This is a genomic window from Streptomyces sp. NPDC048297, assembly GCF_043201585.1.
Classification (GTDB): Bacteria; Actinomycetota; Actinomycetes; order Streptomycetales; family Streptomycetaceae; genus Streptomyces.
This window is the reverse complement of record NZ_JBICZA010000014.1, coordinates 24538-46192: the sequence shown is the minus strand read 5'-3', so window position 1 is coordinate 46192 and position 21655 is coordinate 24538. Positions and strand designations below refer to the sequence as shown.

Sequence of the window (21655 nt, the reverse complement as noted above, 5' to 3'; positions counted from 1 at the left end):
CTGCCGGATCCGTGCCCTCCTCGGCCCTCGGGGGGAACAGGTGGGCGAGGTCGCGTTGGATCTCGGCCTTGGGCATGCCGTCCCGCGTGGGCAGCATGGCGATGAGACCGCCCGGCACCCGGACCCGCAGTTCGCGCTTGCCGGCGCCGCGCAGCACGACGTCGACGTCGAAGCGGTAGTGGGTGTAGTCCCGGACCACCTCTTCGTCATGCTCGATGGTCGCGGAGACACCGCCGTCGACCTTCGTCTCCGACTCGGTGCCGATCTCATTGGGCTGCCGGCCGAGCAGGGCGTCCTCGCCGACGCCGCCACCGCCCTCCAGGCCCGCGCCGAGGTAGCGGCCGGACGAACGGTCGCGGCCGATCTCCTCGTCCTCGTCGCCCTGCTGGTAGCGGCGGGCCTTGAACAGCTCACTCTGGTCGAGCAGCCGGCCGGCGGAGACGAGGTCGAGGCCGACGGTGACCTTCCGGCCCGACACGTTCACCGTGTACTCGTGCGCGAGCAGACGCGACACGGAGGTCCGCAGCATCGTATGGCTGGTGTCCTGCTCGTACACGAGACCGGCCCGGGTGCCGTGCCCGACGGCGGGCACCTCGCCGACCGTGGACGAGGCGAGGTCGGGCAGCGCCCGGCTCGGGATGGCGACGACCTTGGCCCACTCGCGGATCACGCGGGCGGCCGGCATGTCCCATGGGTGCAGTTCCTGGAGCGTCTCGGCGACACGCCGGGGGGTGAGGTCCCCCTGCGACGTGGTGGGCGTGATGGTCCGGTCGAGGTGGGCCCAGCGGGGCACGGCCGCCGCGCCCGCCGTCTCGGGGGCGGGCGGACGGGCCGACGGTTCGTCCGCGTCGACCACGAGGCGCGAGGACACGAGCAGACGCACCGACCCGGCGATGTCCTTCGTCTCCGAGCGCCACGTCCACGGCTGGTGCGTGTGCCAGGCGTTCTCCACCACGTGACGGCGGCCGATGAGCCGGGCGAAGAGACCGACCGTTCCCACCGTGCCGCGGCCCAGGGTGCTCAGGACCTCCGGCATCTGCCGGCTGGTCCCCATCTGCACGCGGAACGTCAGCGGATGCTCGAACTCCTCCGAGCCCACCCGGGTGTTCGCCCGGTAGATGTCCACGTACTTGGACATCCGCGTCTCGGAGTCCGCCTTGCGGCCGTGGACTCCCGCGGCCAGGTCGACCCCGCCGTGCCCCTGCTGGTTGCTGCTCTCCTCGTGCTGCCCGCCGCGGCCCGCGACGTTGACGCCGACGCCGTAGGTGGTGCCACGGGCGTTGACGGTCTTCTCGTCGGTGGTGCTCTCCGCGCGCAGGGTGAGCTTGGTCTCGCCGCGGGAGCGGTGGGACGTCGCCTCGTGGATGCGGGTCACCTCCACGTGCACCCACAGGTAGTTCGTCGTACCGGCGAAACCGGAGGTGGGGATCCAGGTGGTGATCCCGCCGTCCGTGAGCGCGCTCCACCGGGTTCTGAGCGCTTCGGGGCGGAAGGCCGCCACGAGCGCGGGCTCGACCTTGGTGGGGTGCAGGACGCCCCGGCCCTTCAGGGTGCTCAGGATGTGCGGCAGCACGTCGCCGGAGTCCATCAGTTCCGGATGCACGGCGGTCCGCAGTACCGAGCCGCCCACGTAGGTGCGCAGCGGGGGCTCGGGGACCGGGCTGTGGACGGCGGGCGTGAGCGCCGACGAGGACGGGCCGGGGTCGACGGGCGCGGCCAGCGGGGCCGTCGCCTCGGCCGTCGCCTGCGGGACCTTCTCCTGCGTGACCTCCGTATGCGTAACTTCCGTATGCGGGGCCTCCGCCTGCGGAATCTCCTCCGGTTCCGTCGGCCGCGGCAGCAGCTCGGCGGGCAGGACGTCCTCCCGTCGGCGGTCCGGGACCAGGACGTCCATTCCGTCACGGACCCTGATCATGCGGGTGCGCTCCTCAGGAGCCGCGCCGTTCTGCCACCACGTGAGGGTCACGGAGTACACGGCGTCGGCACGCACGGTCGACGCCGCCTTGTAGGTGGCCCGGGTGACGTCGATCGACCCGTAGTCCTGCTCCCGGGTGCGGTTGACCAGGTCCCACGAGATGTCCCCGTGGGCCTGGAGGACCACACGGCCGCCGGGCGCCCAGACCTCCCGGTGGGGGTCGGTCGCTCCCTCGGCGATCTCCACGTCCTTGCCCGTGTCGGAGCCGAAGCGCAACTGCGGGCCGAGTCCGGCCTGCAGGCCCAGCGCCACGCCCCGACGGGACTGGACGGCGTTCTTGGAGGCGGCCTGCGCGTACTGCTCGATCTCCGTGGGGCCCTCGCCGGCCATGGTCCCGGCCAGGCTACGCGTGCGGTACCCCTGCAGGCGGATGGTGAGGGTGGCCACTCGCCCGTCCACCCTCGGCAGGACGATCACCCGGCCGGTCGGTTCGGTGAGCTGGCCGAAGTACGCCGCGAGGTCGCCGGGGCGCAGCGCCGCCGACAGCTCTTCGGGCACCGGCCGCCGGGTACCGGCGTGCTGGGTGTAGAGGCTGGTCGCCAGATGGACCAGTTCGGGGCTGTGCAGGAACGCCGGGTAGAGGCCGGCCGTCCCGTTCTCCAGGCGCAGCCTGCCCTCGGCCGCTTCCGGCCACCGCCGCAGGAACGCGACGGTGCCCATCGCCGCGGCTTCGTCGGGTGCCGCGGGGGCACGCGGTGTGTGCTCGTGCGGCACGACCACCTGTGCCATCAGCTCACCGGGCTTGTCGATCCACCAGGTACGGGCCGGCCGCCGCCCGTCGTCCCGGGCCATCGAGAGCTCGTACACCACCTCGTAGCGGTGTTCGTCGACGTTCCCGTCGGTCTCCAGCCGGCGGTAGGACTTGGCGACCGAGGTGAACGACTCGCCGCGTCCGAAGCCCACGCGCCCCACGAGCCGGACGCCGCCCAGCTGAGCCCGCACCATGTCCCCGAGGCTGATCCGCACGCCGCCGCCGGCCCCGCCCTGGACACCGAACGAGGTCTCCACGTGCGAGGTGACGGTCTCCCCCATCGCCGCGCGGGTGTTGTACGTCAGGTCGTAGCTGATGGAGCCACGGTGCTCCAGCAGATGGGCGCGCACCGACAGCAGGTAGCGGCGCCCGCCCACGAGGACGGGGTGCCGCACCCCCGCGACCAGATTGGCCAGATCGCCCTCCAGCGCGGGACGGCCGAACAGCGTGGAGAGCTGACGGTCCACGAGGGCCTGGTCGTGGCGGCTGGCACCGCCCCCTTCCCGCTGAAGCGCCCAGCGGAAGTGGTCCTCGACCAGTTGGGCACCGGGCAGGGCGGTGGCGACGGCGTAGCCGAGGCCGCGGCGCGTGGCCAGGGCCATCGGTTCGACGGGCCGCCGCGGGACGGCTGTGCCGGCTGTGTCAGCTGTGTCAGCTGTGTCAGCTGTGTCAGCTGTGTCAGCTGTGCCGGGCGTAGCGTGCGGCGGGGGCGACAACTCCCCCGCCGGCGTGTCCAGCCGACGGGGCCGCTCCATGATCCGTTCGGGTTCGGCCTGCGCCTCGCGCAGCAGGGCCCGCACATGCGGTTGTGCCGCGATCGGTCCGGGCAGTACGGCCGGTGCGAGCTGCCGCAGTTCGGGGCTGTGCACCGCCCCGAGCGCGTACTCCTCCAGTTCCCGGGCGCCGTCTCCGTCGCGCCAGCGCACGACGAGCTCGGCGTCCACGACGGCTTCCACCGGGTCCAGCCGGCGGTGCGTGGTGCTCGTCCAGTCCAGCGTCACCTTCAGCCGCGCGTGGTAACGGGCGTACGGCTGCGGGCCGTTCGTCCGCATGATGGAGTGCGAGAGGGACTGGGACGACAGGCTGTGGCTCCACCGGCGCGACCAGTCGACGCCCAGTGAGGCCAGGGGGGCGAGCCCCTTGATGGAACCGGTGCGAGGCTGGTGCACGGCGGGGTCCACCAGGCCGACCACGTTGGCGACGACCGCGTAGGCGATGGAGCTCTTGCCGCCGCGGCCCCGCACTCCGGTCCGGCCGGTGCCGAGGTCCTGACGGGTGACCATGTCCGTCAGGCCCGTCAGCCGCAGCCCCTCGATGCCCGCGCGCAGGCGGAAGTGGCCGGAGAACCCTCCCGTCCCGCGAAGCCCGCTGCCGACGACGATCCGGTTGCTGACATCGCCGCTGGTGAACATCCAGCGGCTGCGGTTGCGGAACGCCGTCTCGTTGACGAGCAGTTGGGCCTGGCGGGTCACTTCCGCGGTGGTGCCCGCCGACAGGCCCGCGCCGCGCAGCACCTGCTGCAGCCGCAGGACGACCGGGTTGAGGTCGACGGCGTTGAGTGTCTCGGAGGACACGTGCGGCCGGGGGCCCGGCGACGGTTCCGCGGTGACCGCGTCCTCGGGAATGGTGCTGAGCGGACCGCGGTCCGGGAGAGGGGAGGCGGCTCTGGGGACTTCCGTGATGGCGTCCGCGGAATCCAGCCCGAAGTCGGACTTGACGGACTCGGCGTACTCGGCGAACTTGACGGACTCGGCGTACTTGCCGGAATCATCGGACTCGGTGGACTTTACGGACTCGGCGAACTTGCCGGACTCACTGGACTCGCCGGACTCGTCGGTCCCGAAGGGCTCGGTGTGTGCGGTGGGTTGGATGGAGCTGTCGGGGAACTCCACGACCAGGCCGCGCGGCAGGGACACCTCCTCGCGGAGTTTCAGCTCGGCCCCGTCGACGTAGACCTTGACCTTCAGACCGGCCTCGAACGGTGTGTTGTTGCCCACGAACAGCTTGTGACCGGTGATCACGTTCTGCTTCAGGCCGACGTTCGTGAAGACTGAGGAGACGCCCTTCATCTGTCCTGCGGCCACCACGGCGCTGGCGGCCTGCAGGGCGACGTTGATGGCCGCGAAGCCCATGGCTTCGACGGTGTTCGACCGGGCCTGGGTCACACTGCTGGAGACCGCGGTGGAGTTGAACCGCACGATGTAGCGGCGCACCCCGTCCGAGTCCATCTCCACCGTGGCGGGCCGGGGATCGTGCAGGACCGGTCGCAGCCACACGGTGCTCCCGCCGGCCGTGACCACCCGGCCCGCGTTGAGCAGTCGGTTCCACGCCAGGGGATCGGACTGGGCGAGGATCTCGGTCAGGTGCGGTGTCAGCTCCCGGGCCAGGCGCCGGTCGGGCAGCGCGTCCGCGACGGCGCGGGCGTGCCGTGCGGCGCTCTGCGCGTCCCAGCCGTCGACCTGACGGACCGTGAACTCGCCGAGCATTCCGAGCCGGGTGAACCAGGGCACCTGCGCGGCCTCGGCCACCTGGTCGACGACGCCGTCGCCTCCCGAGGGCGGGGACTCCGGCGGTTCGGTGGGCTGGTCGGCCCCGGTGCTGTCGGGGTCGCCGAAGAGCCGGGCCACGGCGGCAAGGGACTCGTTCTCGATACGACCGGCGACCACGGGCGCGGCGCCGAGCAGGCTGCTGTCTTCGACAGAGCCTGACGCCAGCGGCGTGCCGTGGGCGTACGGGGCGTAGACGTCGGTGATCTGGCGCAGGTGGTCGTCGGTGAGGGCGAACGCTTCGGGGGCGTCACCGTGCAGCCTGCCCATGAGGCTGAAGTCATGCCCGTTGTCCCGGTCGTCGTGCACTCCCAGACCGTGGACGAATTCGTGGACGAGAGCCAGCGGATGGGCATCGGCGAACCACGTTCGCTGGTTCATACCGTGCCCGCCGGCCGGCGTACCGGGCACAACCTCCGCAATACCGTGGGCGGCCTCCGGTGCGGCGACGAACTCCACGCCCACGTGCAGCACCGGTCCGGCAGACGGGGCGCTTCCTGACTGCGTCAGGTCCGGCTGCAGGGCGGGCAGCCGGTGCCCCCGCTCGTTGACATACCGCTCGATACCGTGGACCAGACCGGTGCGGACGCGGTCGAGCTCAGCTTCCGAGGCCCCCTCGCCGGCGACCAGATGGATACGGCGAACCAGGGACAGAACCGGTGGCCGACCCGCGACCCCCTCGTGCCACGACCAGGCATAGCCGACGTCCGTCCGCTCACCCGACGCCGGCGGGCGTGCCACGGTGCGGCGGCCCTGACTATCGTCAACGACCTTGAAGGGGTCGACACGCGGGTTCTGCAGAGTCCTCCACCGGTCCGTATCCACCTCGCCGGCCCTCACGACCGGGCCGCGAGACGCCGCACCCACACCTACAGGCAGTTCGGCGCCCGGCGGGTCCCCGGCCTCCAGGTCGTACTGCACGGCGGGCGACCGGTCGAAGCGGGTGTCCGGGGCTGCCGACTCCTCGAACGCGATCCGCACGACGGCGCTGCGCATCCGTCCCTGACTCGACATCCCCAGGGACAGCAGGGCGTCGTCGGGGGACGATCCCCGCCCGGCCGAGGTGACGGTGAAGTCCTCCACGCCCAGGCCCTGCGCGGCGCGGCCCATCGCGACGATCTCCGAGGAGATCCGGTCGGCCAGGAACTGCGCGACGGCGTCCGCCCGTGTCTGTGACGTCTTCCTCGAGCCGTTTCCGTACCCCGTGACGGCCACGACAGCGCGTCGACCGGTGCGTCGGCCGTCGACCGCGGCCGCGACCACCCGGCCCGCCAGCTCCGCAATCGACTCCATCGCCTCCCGGGAAAGCGTCTTGCCCCCCCGCGGGAACGCCACGACGGTGGTTGGCGCAAAGTCCGGACTGCGGGCGGGACGCCCATCGGTCCAGACGACCGTTCGAGTCCGGGGGTCCCAGGTGCCGGTCATCCTGGTCCGGCTGTCCAGCACCCGTACGAACGCCGTCGATTCGATGTGGCCGGCGAAGGCGATCTCGTCCTCGCTGCCCAGAGACGTCTTGTTCTGCCGCCGCAAGGTCGCGGTGACGTCGACACCGGTCGGTTCGGAGTTCCGCCATGGCTCGATTTCGTAGCGGTACCGCCGCTGGTTGAACCACAGTTGGCTGTCCCGGGTGGTGGAGACGAACTGGGACTCCGCGTTCTCCTTCACCCAGTCGTCGACCTTCACGAGGTTGTCGATTCTCCGCCCGGCGAACCCCGTGCTGAACACCTCCTCCGGCGGCAGCGTGGAGAAGTGCCAGAGCGTCTCGCCCGGCCTGCTCTCCACCACCTGCTTTCTGTCCCCTCGGTGCACGAGGGCGTAGTCCACAGGAGGCGGCACATCCGCCAAGGCACCTCTGTCACCATCACTCCGCCTCCCCTGCACGGCATCTGCGGCGGCGATGTCGCCGTCAGCACCGCGGCTGGGACCGGCGACGTGCTCCCCCGGCAAAGCGCCCAACCAACCGTCGTCACGACCGTCGTCCGATGTACGCGAAGGACGGCTGCCGCCCACCAGCCGGTGCGGTCCCTGTCCGAGCGCTGCACGGGCGATACGATCGGCCTGGTCCGGGAAGTTGACACGCCGCCATAGTCCGTCCCCACCCGCCTCGTTCACAGCACGACGACGAGCCGACTCGAAGGCGGCGTCTTCCAGGGAGATTTCGGCCTGCCGCAGGCGTCTGTTCACCTCGATCCGAAGATCCGCTTCCCTGGGCAACTCGCCGATCTGCCCCCCGTCGATGCCACCGTCGGCAACAGCAGGAGAAACCAGGCCGCGCTGCTCAGACACCGCCTGACCGTCCCGGTCCCGTACACCTGCATCAATGGGGGTAGCGGACGGGGCGGCAGCAGGCACAGCCCCCCGCCTCCCAATCCCACCATGAGGCTCCACGCCCTGAGAGCGGGAGGAAGACTCATCTATCCGGGCATCGGGCACGACCATCCGCACGGCGAGGGACCGACCGCCCAGCCACCAGCCGGTGCCGTCGTCCGGCGGGAGAGCGGACAGGTCCAGGGGGCTTCCGTCGAGAAGACGGAAATACGCCTGTGCCTGTCGCGGCATGGCCACGATTTCCTGGGGATACCCGGCTATGGGCAGGGGACGGGTGACGACGATGCCGCGCACCAGCGGCCTCAGGTCCGCACGCGAGGCGAGGTAGCGCAGGGCCGCTTCCCAGACGACGTCGGGGCGGTCGTGGAGCGCGATGCTCTGGGCCGTCTGCGTGAGGGGCAGTTCGCCCTCACGGTTGTAAAGGCCGCGCACCAGGCTGTGGACGACCCGTGCGGTGAAGGCGACCGTCTCGTCCGCGGACCTGTTCTTGATGACGGGCTGGGCCTTGCGCACCCAGGACCCGTCGGATCTGTCGGTCACACCGCTCACGCCCGGCAACTCGCCGATCATGTCCCCGAGGCCGAGGTACGCTCCCACCGCCCGGTACGCGTACGGGCCGGTCCTGAGCATGACCGAGTTGCGCGAGACGATGGTCGTCGGCGTGAACCAGTTGGTTTGTTCGGGGTTCTCCTCAGCGTAGAGCTCCCGCTGTGTCTGGCTGTACTTCTCGGCGATGGCGTTCTTCGCCGCGCCGGCGAACGGGTGACCGGCCGGCATGATCAACATGGAGTTGGTGAAGGAGGTTCCGGTGGCACCCGTGCCATACGCGTGCGGGCTTGTCACGGTCTCCTGGAAGGCGCGCAGATCGGCGATGTCGTTGTCGCCGTCCGTGTAGAGACCTCCGAAGCGGTCAAGGATCTCCAACCGCAGGATGTCACTGGCCGCCGCCCATCCGGTGCCGACCTGCTTGGCCGTCTCGGTGGCGAACTGGGCGTGCAGGTGCATGGGCCACTGCTCGTGGAACACCTCGTTGATGTTGACCAGCCGAATGTTGTTGTCCCAGGACCAGTGGACCATCTCCCGTACCGCGGACTGGTAGGGGTCCTCCGTTCCGTGGCTCTCATCAGTCGCCGCATCGACGGCGCTGCGCGGCAGGTCCGTCCACAGGACGAACGTCGCCTGCCGGCCGAAGGCGTGTGCGGCCCGCCCGAACCGTCTCCAGAAGGCGCCTGACACGCCCGAGTCCCGCAGCGGACCGCCGAGCCAGATGGCATGGACGACGGCGGGAATGCGGAGGTCACCGGGCCGCAGCCAGGGTATCTGCCTGTTGGGTGCCCACTGCGTGGCCCAACGGCGGTAGTGACCGTAACTGGTTCGCTCCGCCTCCCGGACCAGGTGCTGGGGATTCATGGCTATCGCGTCCAGGAACCCGGCGACGTTGTCGGGGGCCGGGCTTCTGTCAGGACCGTGGTACGCGGCGACCTGGGGATCGTGGAACACCTCCGCCACAGGATGCGGCCTGGTGAGCCCGAACAGGTCCGGCCCGAGCGGGCCGGGGTCCTGGATCCGCCCGATGTCGGGGACCTGCGTCCGGGAGATCTCGTGGAGGCGTCCGGAGATCTCGTCGGGTCCCATGTCGTCGGGGCGGGCCGGACCGCTGCCTTGCGCCTCCCGGCGCAGGATCTCCGACACCGGCAGGGGTGCTTCCGTCTGCCCGCCGCGCCAGCGAGCCGGTATGTCGGCCGCCGTCGGTCCCGCCAACGGCCGGTGGGCGGGGAGCGGGTAGCGGACATGGACCGCGACGATCCGCAACCGGTCCTTCGAGCGCAGGGAGGAGGGGACCGACCTTGCGGTCGGTTCATCGAGATCCCCGCCGCGGCTTTCCGCGTTGAAGTTGAAGTCGGCCAAGGACAGACCGGCGTCCCGATAGCGGCTCTGGCCGAGTTCGGCGGTGATGAGCTCGCTCAGTTTCCTGCGGACCGCGTCGGCGCGACGACGGCCGTTCTCCAGGGCCGCGCCGGCGGGCGATTTGCTGCTGTACCCGACGACCTCGATGACGACGGACCCGAGCGTTCCCTCGCCCCGTCCTCGCGCGGCCGCCTCCACTGTCGCCCGTGCCACGGTGAGCAGGGCGTCGGTCGCTGTCGAGGACAGTGCACGGCCACTTGTCTTGACGGGAACGACCGTGGTATTGCGGGGCACGGAAACTCCCGCCCCCTGCAAGGGTCGGACCTCGCCGTACGGGCGGTCTCCGCCCGGGAGCGGCGTACTGCGGCTACCGCCGCGCATGCCGACGGGCCCGGCGCCCTGGAGGGTGAGCGCCAGCGCGTCCGCCAACCGCGACAGGCCGAGATGACGCCGGGACTGCGGCAGACGCTGCCACGCGGCCAGGATGTCCTCGTGCGAGGCGCTGGCGGGCCCGCCTTCCGTGCGGCTCAGCGCCGCGTCCACCCAGACCTTCATCTGCTCACGGAACGCGGAGCCCGGTGTGGTCAGTTCGGTGTAGCGCGCGCGGTCCGCCGCACTGCCGCTGGTCACCCCCACCGCCCGCCAGTGGGCTTCGGCCAGCTCCCGGGCACGCTCGCGCATCGCCGACTCGGGGTCGAGGGGCGTCCGGCCGTCCTCCGAGTGGACCGCGTCCATCCCCGCGCGGGCCACCTCCGCGACTTCCTGCCAGTACGCCTCGGTCGGTCCCGGTTCCGGTTCCGCCGGATCCCGGTCGTGCCCGATCACCAGTTCCGGGGGCCGTTCGTCCCCGTAGAGGGCGAACGCACGGGTCACCAGATCCGCGGGCAGTCCGCGCAGCGCCGGTTCGGCGGCGACGGCCTCGGCGAACCGTGTCCGCGTGGCGGTCGAATCCGGCCGTCCCCCTCGGAGACGGCCGGCCCTGGAGCCGTCCGTCCTGAGGGGGCCGTCAGTGGATTCCCCGGCCACTCGGCGAGCCGTCTCGGTGGCGAGAGCGTCGCCGCCGATCTGCCGAGCCACGGCGACCGCGCCCCAGTCGTGGGGTTCCCAGTCGTGCGCGCGGGATGGGTCGCTCAGGGCGGTGCGCACCAGGTCTTCCACGGTGCTTCGGTCGCCGGCCTTGAGGTTTTCCCACGCCTGACCGAAGACGTCCACGCCCTCGTCCCCGAGTGCGTGTCCGGCGTCGAGAAGGCGGGCCACCGTGTGCGGCTGCTCGCCGCCGGCTCCCTGGGCGTGCACGAGCGTGTGGTAGTCGCGCGTCGCGGCGGCCAGTCGGCCGGCCCGGTCGACGGCTGCGGACGCCGCGGCGAGGGTGGGCATACGCCGGCCGGCCGGGGCCTTCCCCTTGTCGCGCGTGCCGACCGTGCTCCTGTCAGCCGTCCGGCTGCCGTCCGGCGCCGGGACACCTGCTCCGGTACGCACTCGCTCGACAAGGGCGCGTGACGCGGTGAGGAGAGGATGGTGCGCCACGGTCTCCAGCGTCGGGGGCCCCGAGACGTACTGCGAACTGCCGGTCCACCGGTACTTGTTGTCGCTGGAGCGGGTGCTGCTGCTCGCGAACACCACCAGGTCCATCCGGCCGTCGTCGGCCAGGATGTAGAAGATGGCGGCTCCTCCGCTTCCCCCGTCCAGGTGGACGTGCAGGGGGATGTGCGCCTGGCGGGCGCCGGTGTCCTCACGGACGCCCTGGCCTTGTGCGGCCGCGTTCAGCACCTTGTGGTGCTCGTCCGTGAAGTCCTGTGGGCCCACCCGGGCGAAGTGCACCCGGCCCGAAAGATCCCAGGTCGACTCGTCGTTGGGGCGGAACCTGCCGAACCGCCGCGCCCGCTGCGCGTGAATCTCCGCGAGGGCGTCCTGACGTGTGGTGAGGACCTGGTGCCAGGCGTGCGAGGCCGCGGTGCGCACCTCGTGGAAGGACTCTCCGAGGGCTACGTCCACCGACTGCAGGTAGGCCGCGAAGGTCCGTTCGAAGGCGGCCGGCCCGAAGTGCCGCTCTTCGGCGTCCGTGTCGCCTGTCCGGGCGATCTCGTCCGGCTGCGGCACCTGCTGCTCGAAGAACGGGCGGGCCGTGTAGGCGGCCAGGCGGTCGGGGTACTCGCCGATCTCCTCGGCAAGCAGCGGGACGGCTCCCAGCAGGGGCAGCAGCTCCGGGTGATCCGCGATCTGGTCGGCGATCCGCACACCGTGTGGTCCGGTCAGCAGGTCGGTCACGTCGGACGGCAGCGCAGGGCGGCCCGCGTGCGGCCCGGTCCTGGCGGCAGGGCGCGGCCCGGCGGGACCGGCCGGCACGGCGGCGGTTCCCGGGTGCGGTCCGGGAGACTCACCACGGCGGGCGGCGGTGTCCGCCCCGGCGGACGCCACCGCTGCCGTGACGGCGGGCCTCTGCGGCGTGACTCGGGCCCAGAGTTCGGCGTCGGAGCCGTTCAGGAGGTCGGCCCGGAGCCGCTGGTCCAGGCCCGCGAGCCGGTCCAGCGCGTCGGTGAAGTCCGGTTCGTGCGCGGCGCGCCGCTGCCACGCGGGACGGGACAGCAGGGCGGCGGCCAGGTCAGGGTGCCCGTCCATGACCGCCAGGAGACGGGCGCGGCGCAGGATGTGCGAAAACAGCTCCGGATCGAACCCCTCCGGGTGCTCTGCCAGGGCGCGGACCACCTCGGGACGCTTGTGCAGTGTCCTGCGCAGCCGGAAGTTCAGGGCCCCGGCGAGTTCGGGGTGGCTTTCGACGACCTTCCACACCGGGCTCCCGGCGGCGGCCTCGTCGAGCAGAGCCCGGTTGGCCCGGAGTGCCTCGAGCACGGCGGGTTTGGTCCGCAGCACCCCGAGCAGCTCCGGTCTGGCGGCAAGGATGCCGGGCAGTGCGCGCAGGCCCACCAGGGCGGCCCGCAGGCTCTGGCCCTGCTCCGGGGAGGCGAGGTCGTCCGCCAGGCCGGCGTTCTGGTCGATCAGCCTCAGCACGGCCGGTGACGTCAGCGGTTCGCGCACCTCCGGCGGGGTGTGGGCGAGGGCCGTCACCAGCGCCGGGGCGCGCAGGGCGACGGGCAGCACGGCGGGCGTGAGCACGGTACCCAGAAGCTCCGGGTGCGCGGCCAGTTGTTCCAGCAAGAGGGTGTTGCTCGTCAGCTCGTGCCACTGTGCCGCGTCCGCCGCGATCCCGGGGCGCTGGGTGAGGATCTCGGCCAGCCCCGGCACACCGGCCACGGCGCCGACCGACGCCGGCTCTGCCACGGCGGCCCGCAGCCTCGCCGGCACGGCGATGAGGGCCTGGATCACCGGTTCGCCCGCCGCGTGCAGCGCGACCACCACATCGTTCGAGCGGGCCAGCTCCACCGCGATCCCGGTGTCGGCGGCAACAGCCCGCGACAGCACAGGACTGACCGCCAGCAGGTCAGTCACCGGCTTGTATTCCTGCTGCATGTGAAAGTGCGACGCCCACAACCGCTCGAAGGCGGCTGCGTATTCGGGATTCCGCTGAACCTTGTCCAGTATCTTATTGAGTTCGGTATCGAAGTTAACCCAGTGGCTGACATAAATGTCGAACACCGAGTCCTCGCGGGCCAGCAGTGCGGGCAGACGGTGATCCGACAGAAGCTTGTGCAGTTTCTCGGGGGAACGCCTGACGGCGTCGAGGAGAGAAGGCCTGATCTGCAGCAGCGCCCGCAGGTCAGGCATGGAGAACACCGGCTCGGCCAGGTAGGGGCGGTCAAGCACGGCCTGGCGCAGCTCATCGGTGGCGAGCACTGCGCCGTACTCCTCCAGGATGCCCTCGTCGAGCGGCGAGCCGGAGGCGGCCAGCGCCTCGCCGACGGCCTCGGGAGGAGTCCGGCTCTCCAGATGGGGCCGCAACCGCTCGACGACCGCAGTGTGTTCCGGGTTCAGCACGAACCCTTCCGCATTCAGCAGTGCGGGGCCTGTGTCCACCACGGCACGGAGCAGAGCCGCGGGGGAAGCACCGGTCTGCTCACCACTGGCCAGCGCGTCGAACTCCCGCTCACGCCTCGTCCATTCCTCCGCGAAGCGGGGGCGCGCGATCGCCTCGCCCAACACGTCGGGTCGCCGCACCAGTGCGCGGGCGGTGGGGGCTTTCCCCCTCAGCCGTTCGTCCAACAGCCCGAACAGAGGGCCGTCGGTGAGCAGCCGCTGCCAATGCGCGTACGTGAGCTTGCCGAAGGCGGGCATGAGGGCGCGCAGCAGGCCGGGATTCGCCTTCACGTTGTCTGCCAAGGCCTCCCACTGCGTATCCGTCAGCCGTTCCAGCCCCTCCCAATGGCGGTGAATGAGCGCGGACAGGGCTCCACCGCTGGCCCGTATCACCTCGTGCACCACGGACTCCGGGTCCGCCAGTCTCGTCATCAGGTCCGAGGACTGAATCATCGCCGCGACGGTCCACGGATCCTGGACCAGTTCGTCGGCGGGCAAGATAAAGATAGGGCGTGGGTCCTGGAGGGCGAGGGAGCCCATCACCGGCGCGCGATACAGCAGTTCTCCGAACTGTCGATCGGTTGCCGCAAGGTCGCTGATCATCCGCTGGAAAAGCGGTGTTCCTCTGGGACTGAAAATCTGGTACACGGGGAATTGGCGGGCTGCGGCCAGGGCGACGATCATGGCCGCTGTGTCATCGTCGGGCAGCATGATGTCCGACGGCAGGTCCAGCAAGCCCCGTATGCGATGCGGCTCCCACGTGACCGCTTGACTGCGGGCCAGCAGCCGGAGCAGGGGGAGTTTACCTTCCGCCTTCAGCAGCCCCAGGACAGTCTCCTTCGTGAGGACCGCGTCCCACGCGGGCGAAGTTCCCCGCAGTCGGGACAGCAGCTGTGCCGTGCCCAGTTCGTCGACGTTCTGCGGCTGCTGGGGGGTGGGCTTCGGCTCCCATTCATCGCGTTGCTTCGGGCCGCGCTCGTTGACGAGTTCCGCCTCCAGCTCCTCGTCGGACACGGCGTCGTAGCGCGTCGGATCGTAGGACAGGGCAGCCGCGACCTCCGGGTTGCGTACGGCCGCCTCCATCGCCTTCTGGTCTCCCAGGAGGCGCTCGGCGAAGGCCGGTACGGTCTCCAGGACCTCGGTGAGTCCCGGGGAGGTGCTGAGCACCTTCAGCACCTGTGGGTTGGCGGTCACCGATGTGAGAGTCCGCCCGGAGGTGAGAGCCACGTGCATCTGCTCGGGGAAGCCCCGCAGCACGAGGCGCAGCCGGGTGTCCGTCAGGACGGTCCGGAAGTTGTCGGCGGTGAAACTCTCGTGCGAGGCCGTGCGGAACGTTCGGGGCGTCAGGTCCGGGCGGCACGCTCGGGTGATCAGAGCTGAGGTGAGGCCTGCCTCGGCTCCGAGCTGCCACAGCACCTCGCGCGCTTGTTCCCGTTCCTGAGAACGCACGGCACCACCGAAGTCCGGGAAGTTCGAGGCCAGGAACTGGACATCACGCCCAACGGCCGCGACGTCGCGCACGATATCCAGTCGGCCATCCAAATTCCGCAGCAGGTTGAGGCTAAGTACCAGGACCAGTTCTCGCAGACTCGGTTCTGCCTCGAGCTCATCGAGCACTTCGACCCGGTTCAGAATGTCCGCGACGTCCTTCTCCGTCTTGAAGCGCTGCTCGTCGTACCACGCCTGACTCGTCCAGACGAGTGAGTTCAGGACGCCAGGGCGAGCGTCCAGGCGTGCGACCAGCTCCGGGTGGTGGCCCAGCAGCGCGTACAGACTGGTCTGCTGGCAGACCGCACGGAGCACGTCCGGATGTCGCACCAGCTGTTCCCGCAACGGGCCACCGAGTTCGAACACGCTCTTCACGGTCTGCACGACTTGGGCCTGCTGCGGCTCGGGCAGACCCGGCAGTCGCTCGAGCACCCGGACCGCGGCATCCGCCACGGCGGTGCGGGAGGCCATTTGCCTCGGCAGCTCTCGCTCTACCATCTGGCGAAGTGCTCTGCTCGGCGTGGCCTGCGGGATGCCGCCGCCCTCGTGCCCTCCGGCGGCGGAGCCGGCATGCTGGCCGGGCCGGACGGCCGGGGTCTGCGGGGGGCGGCTCGGTCCGGCCGATGAGGACCCGGCCGTGTCGGGACCGTTGCCGGACTGCTGCCGGGACGACTTCTTCTGCTGCTTCTTCTTCGCGCCACCGGACAGCTCCATGCTGTGATCGGCAGGTGTGGCGCCCGGGATCTCCCGCAGTGCACGGGCGGCGACCGTGTGGGCCGCCTCGACGTCGGGTTCGCCCCCACCGGCGTGCAGCGCGCGCGCCACGTCTTCCAGCGCCCGCTGGTACGGCAGGCGGGCGGCGACCGACTCGGCGTCAGTGCCGATGATCAGCGGCACGCGCACATGCTGCTGAAGAATGAAGGCCGCGCGCTCGGCCGTCTCCGGTCGCATCCCTGCCGGCAACTCGTCGCGAGGGAAGACAGCCGCCCCGCCCTCTTGCTCAGGGCCGGTGAAGAGCCGAGGGGAAGACCCGCCCCGCAGTTGCTGCCGGCCTGCCGGATCGGGCAACACCGGATGTTGCTCGTGAACGTGGACGATGGCCTCGTCCAGGGTGCGGTTCCTGTCGCGCGGGGCGGGGGCATCGAGGACGTTTCGAACCTGCGGGTCCTGAAGGGTACGGGCGCTCCACTCCGCCAGGAAACCGGAGTCCGGCCCGCGCAGCTGTCCCACCCGGGCGAGCACCGCCCGATAACGCACCATCTGGTTGAAGGGCGGCTTCCCCGACTTCTCCCACCCCTTGAAAGTTGATTCACTGACACCGTGAAACAGAGCGACGACCACCGGGTGTAGTCCGCCACGCAGCTCAACGCGGCCATCGTGATCGGGTAGGGCGGGCAGGTCGCGCTGCACCGGATGTTGCTCGTGAAGGTGGACGATGGCCTCGTCCAGGGTGCGGTTCCTGTCGCGCGGGGCGGGGGCATCGAGGACGTTTCGAATGTGCGTGTTCTGAAGGGCGCGGGTGCTCCACTCCGTCAGGGCAGCGGAGTCCGGCCGGCGCAGCTGCCCCAGCCGGGCAAGTGCCGCCCAGTAACTGGCCGCAAAGCCAGAGGGTGGCGCCCCCGACTCCTCCCATCCTAGGAGAGTTGATTCGTCCACGTTGAGAAGCCGACCGATGACCTTCGGATGAAGTCCGCCACGCAGTTGCCGGCGGGCATCCAGAGCGGGCGCGTCGGGCAGGACAGGCAGGATGGGGTGCTGCTCGTGGAGGGCGAGGATGGCCTCATCCAGGGTGCGGCCGCTTCCGTCCGGGGCGGGATCGCTGAGGGCGTTCTGAATGTGCGGGTTCTGGAGGGTGTCGGCGATCCCCTCCTGCAGAGTGCCCTCGGCGACCCCGCGCAGCTGCCCGATCCGAGCCAGCACTGCCCGATAACGGACCGCATCGCCCCATCCGAGGGACGCCCCCGACTCCACTGCGGAGAAAACCCGACCTTCGATACCAAGAAGCGCACCCATGCTCTCTTGGGAAGAACCGGCACGTAGTTGTCGGCGGCCGGCCAGGTTGGGCAGGTCGGGCAGAGCGGGAAACGCCGGCTGTGGGGCGGGCCGCCGTCGTGGTGCCGGCGCGGCAGGTTGATCAGTTTGGCGCTCTTGGTGGTAGCGGTTGTGAAGGCGGTGAATTTCCTCCGCTGTGAGCGTGATGCTCTGGGAATTGACGTGGTCCCAGACACCACCCAGCGTGGCATCGGGATGGGACTCCGCGATGCGGAAAACGGCGTTCGTCTGATCCCCGGTGAGCGGCGCGATCCAGGGACGCGCCCAGGGCACGCTCTTCACAGGGCGGGCATTCCAGGACACATCCGTGTGCGGGCCGAGCACCGCCCGTGCCGCCCGTGACGGCGGGTTGATGATGGCGTCGACATCGATAGGCGTCGGACGGTCGGACACCTCGGGCCCCGGAGACTCCTCGGGCTCCGGAGATCGCTCGAAGGCCTCCAGGAGGAAGTTCCTGTCGTCGCCGGCAGCGTCCGTACCGTCGACGTCCATGCCGTCGTCGCCGTCAGGAGTCCGGTCGTACGGTGACTGTCTGTCAGCCGGTGGCTCGCTCAGTGAACCAGGCAGTGCGAGGGCAACGGGCTCGGGCGACGGGGAGTCGCCGAACAAGCCGTGCTCGAAGTCCTCATCAGATCCGTCCTCAGGGACGTCACCAGCGGTGTCGACCCGGGCGCCACCGACGGCATCGACCGGGGTGTTCCCGAGGACGGGTGCCGCTGCGAGGACCTGGTCCGCGAGGGCGTCGAACTGGTCCTGGGGGAGGCTGTTGAGCCAGTCCATGGTGTCCTGCCAGTTGTCCTGGCTGGGCCCGGCGAGGGACTCGGGCGGTGGGAGGACGCCGAACGAATCGGGGTCCGGACTCCCGTCGGGTGTGCGCGAAGGGCGGCTGCCGCCGCGCACTGCCGAGTCGGCTCCGACCGCTTCGACGGCGATCAGTGTCGCCTTCTCCTTGGGACCGATCCTGTCCCAGTACGAATGCCTCGCGCGGGCGGCCTCATGGGCGGCGACGAACTCCTCGTGCGTGAGGCGTTCCGCGCCCCAGCCCGCAAGCTCCTTGGAAGCCCTCGACTCCAGATCCGCTTCGGCCTCGGTGCTCGAAGAGGTCCGGTCGGGCAGCGGGCGGTCGGAACCGGCCGACCGGGGCCGGCGGGCGGAAGCCCTCTCGGGTTCCGGTGCGTCGGTGGACGGGGCGGCGGGACGCGTCGTCTTCGGTCCGGAGGAGTGGACCTGTCCGTCAGGGACGTGGGCGTCGAAGCGCTCGCGCAGGTCGGCGGCGAGGTCCCGGGCCGCGCCCTCGCCATGGACGTGGTACTCGCCCGCGACCAGGTGCAGCATGCTCTCAAGGGGCTCGGCAAGGGCCTCGTCCCGCTCGAAAGTCTCCCTCAGGCCGGCGGAGTCGTGCCCGGTGCTGTCGGCGATGAGACCGATGGCACGGGAGTAGGCGTCGGCTCGCTCGGTGGCGCTGTCGGCGGCGAGGCGGCGGTGTGCCTCGGCGACCTGCGTGCGCCAGTAGTCGTCGGCCCATGACGTGAAGGGCTCGCCGGAGTGCGGGCGCTCAGGGGACTTCTCGGCACGGCGCGCCCGAGCCTGCTCCTGCGGCATCGCCGTTTCGTGACCGGCGGCATCGGCGGCGCCGCCCGCCGGGCGGGTGCGAGCGGGGGCGTCGGTGCCAAAGGTACGGGCGGCCGACTCGACGGCCGGGGCCTCGCGCGGGAGACCGTCGCGGTGCGCGGGTTCACCCGGCTTGGGCGTGGCCTCGAGGGCCGGGATGCCTCGGTCGGCTTGCGCGGCGGGTGGCCGGTCCCCGGGCGGAGGGGGCGGGCCGTCGGACTCGGCGGCGGGCCTGACCGGGGCGGCGGCGCCGTCGGCCGTGGCTGGGGAGCGGGCTTCGGTGGCGGTCGCGGCCCTGCTCTCGGTGGCCGGCTGGGCGGCGGTGTGCTGCGCGATGAGGGCAGGGAGTTCGCCGGTGAGAGCGGTGCGGCGGGTGGTCCAGGCGGGCAGGCGCGCATCGAGGCTCCCCGGACGGGCGCTCGTACCGTCGGCAGGTGCCCGGGTGAAGGTGCGGTCGAAGAGGTCGGTGACGCGGTCCGTGTGGTCGTCGATGACGCGTTGGCGGGCTTCCGGGGTCAGCGGGATGCCGGTGGTGCTGCTGTGGCGGGTGACGGCTTGGCGGGCCTGATCCGTCGCCTGCTGGGCGGCGGTGTTGCGGGCGACGGCGAGGGCGACGTGGCGTTGCGCGGCCTGCGGGGTGACGGTGTCGGCGACGATGCCGGTGGCGCGCCCGGCCTGGTCGGGTGCGGGCGCCTCTGTGCGGGTGGCGGCCCATTGGTCGAGGCGGTGGTGCACGCTGCCCACGAGGGCGCTGGCCGCGGTGCGCTGCGCGGCCATGTCGGCGCCGTGTACGCGGGGGCCGTCCGCGGTGAGTTCGAAGGTGCGGGAAAAGTCCCGTCCCAGACCGCCCGGACCGGTGAGGGCGGCGCGCCAGGAACCGCGGGAGGCGTCGGCCACCTGCTGCACGACCGGCGGGATCGCGGCTTCCTTGGCCTGCTGGACCTCCACGTGCAGGGGCAGTTCGGCCAGCCGCTGCCGCTGCCGCTCCGCCCACGTCTGCTCCGCCGTCTGGACGGGGTTCTGTTGTGCGGGCTGCCTCGGCGCCTGCCCGAGCGAGTCCGCCGTCTGCGGGACGGCGGCGGTACGGTCGGCGGTCCCGACGGCCGGACGCTCCGCACCACTGGGCGACGTGCCGGTCGCCGCGGCCGTGGGGGTGGCTGCGGCTGTGGCTGCGGCTGTGGCGTGGGCCGTGTGCCCGGACGGATGACCAGCTCCGTTGACGGCCGTGCCGGTGGCGGTCGCCGTGCCCGTCGCCCGGGTGATGGCGTCGGCAGGGGATCCGAAGATCTCCCGGTGGTCGGCGACGGTCTGACGGGCCCACTGCTCCCGCAGGATCTGCCGGCCGGTCTCCGACAGGGCGCCAGTGCCGGGCGCCTCGCTGTGCGTCGCGCCCCGGGGGACGGTGCGGTCGAACGCGGCCAGGGAGTCGCTGTGCCGCATGTCGCTGCCGGCGGTGGTGTCCATCAGGTCGTGGACCGGCTGCTGATTGCGCGTCCACAGGGCGTCGGCCTGGCGGGTGAGCCGCTGGGTGAGACCGACGGGGTCCTGTCGTACCGCGGACGGCCCGGTGCGGGCGACGGCGCTCTCGGCCTGGGCGCGGATGCCTGGTTCGAGGGTCTGCCAGGCGGAGCGGTGAACGCGGCCGGCCGCCCCGGGACGGGACAGGGCGTGGGCGCGGGCGTCGGCGGCCGCGGTCCCGGGGGACTCAAGGGGGGTGCGGGCCCAGGTGCCCCAGTCGGAGTCGAAGCGTCCGGCGAGGTGCTGGACGACGCTCTCGACGACGGCCTGACGCGTGAGGTCGGCGGTGATCTCCTTGGGACCGCGGGGGGCTTCGGCGGGGAAGCCGGCGTACTGCCGGGCGACGTGCTCGCGGGCACGGGCGATGACGTCGGGGGGCAGGTACGAGCCGGCGGCAGCCGCCCAGGGTGACGCGGCGGCGTCCAACCCGGCCTGCACGGTGTTCTGTTCGGGGGTGCGGTCCGCCGTCGTGGCCGCCCTGCCCGAATCCCCCGCTGCTCCGCCGCCCCATCGCCGACGCAGCCAGGCGCCGTCGTGGACCGGGCCCTGCTGCTGGCCGGTGTCGTCCTGTTCACGGTCGAACGTCCAGGAACCGCCGTCGTCCGCGAACGGCGTGCCGTCGAACTCGGGTGTCTTCGGGAGGTCGAAGTGCGTGTCGATGTCGGGGGTGTGGCCGCCGAATCGCCCCCATCCCTTCCAGCCCCGCCCCTGGAGGTTGCCGACCGCACCCGACGCTGCTCCCAGGCCCACCGTCATACCGTCGTTGGGGCTGCGCTGGGCGAGGTCCGTCAGCACCGTCGACCCCACGCCCACCGCACCACCGATGGCCAGCTGCCCCAGCAGATGGGAGGCGAACTTGGGCGCCACCATGTGCCCCACCTCGGACAGCAGACCACCCAACGCACCACCGATCCCGCCGCCCACGACGTCCGACAGGAAGTTCTCCAGCGACCAGTGCGAACGGTCCTTCGTGCCGTACTTCTGAATGAACTGGATCGCGAAGTCCGAGAAGGCCATGAAGCCCACACCGGTGAGAGTGCCGAGCAACAGCGATCTCAGGATCTGCCTGCACACCGCCTGAACACCCTTGACCAGCGCCCCGACCGCCTCCGGCATCCCGAAGAAGAGCAGCTCCCCAATGGCCCACATCGTCCACGCCATCTGCACCAACAGCATGAGCTTCGCGTACTGCACCTGAACAGAGTTCTCCCTCAGCAGCTCCGCCAGTTCCTTCGACGACCCCGCCAGACCCGGCAGCGCCTCGGCCATCTCCCGGGTGAACACCTCGTACTGCTCACCGACCCTGCCACCAACCGCGTTCAGCACACCCTGCGTCGCCGGACCCAACGACTCCGCGATCGCCATCATCTGACGTGCGCTCTCAAACCACACGTCCGAGAATTCGCGGAGCTTGTCCTCGTCAGTCTTGATCCACTCCTCACCCACCGTCATCTTCGCCATTGGGCCGAACGCGTCCGGCAAATAGATCGTCACCGGAGACACTCC

1 protein-coding gene is annotated in these 21655 nt (G+C 71.1%); it reads right to left on the bottom strand.

What is annotated here, in order from left to right; translation table 11 throughout:
* On the bottom strand, positions 1-21643 hold a 21643-nt coding region (locus ACGFYV_RS17445; RefSeq protein ID WP_393879251.1), incomplete at its 3' end, for a hypothetical protein.
* Between the last annotated feature and the right edge of the window lie 12 nt (positions 21644-21655).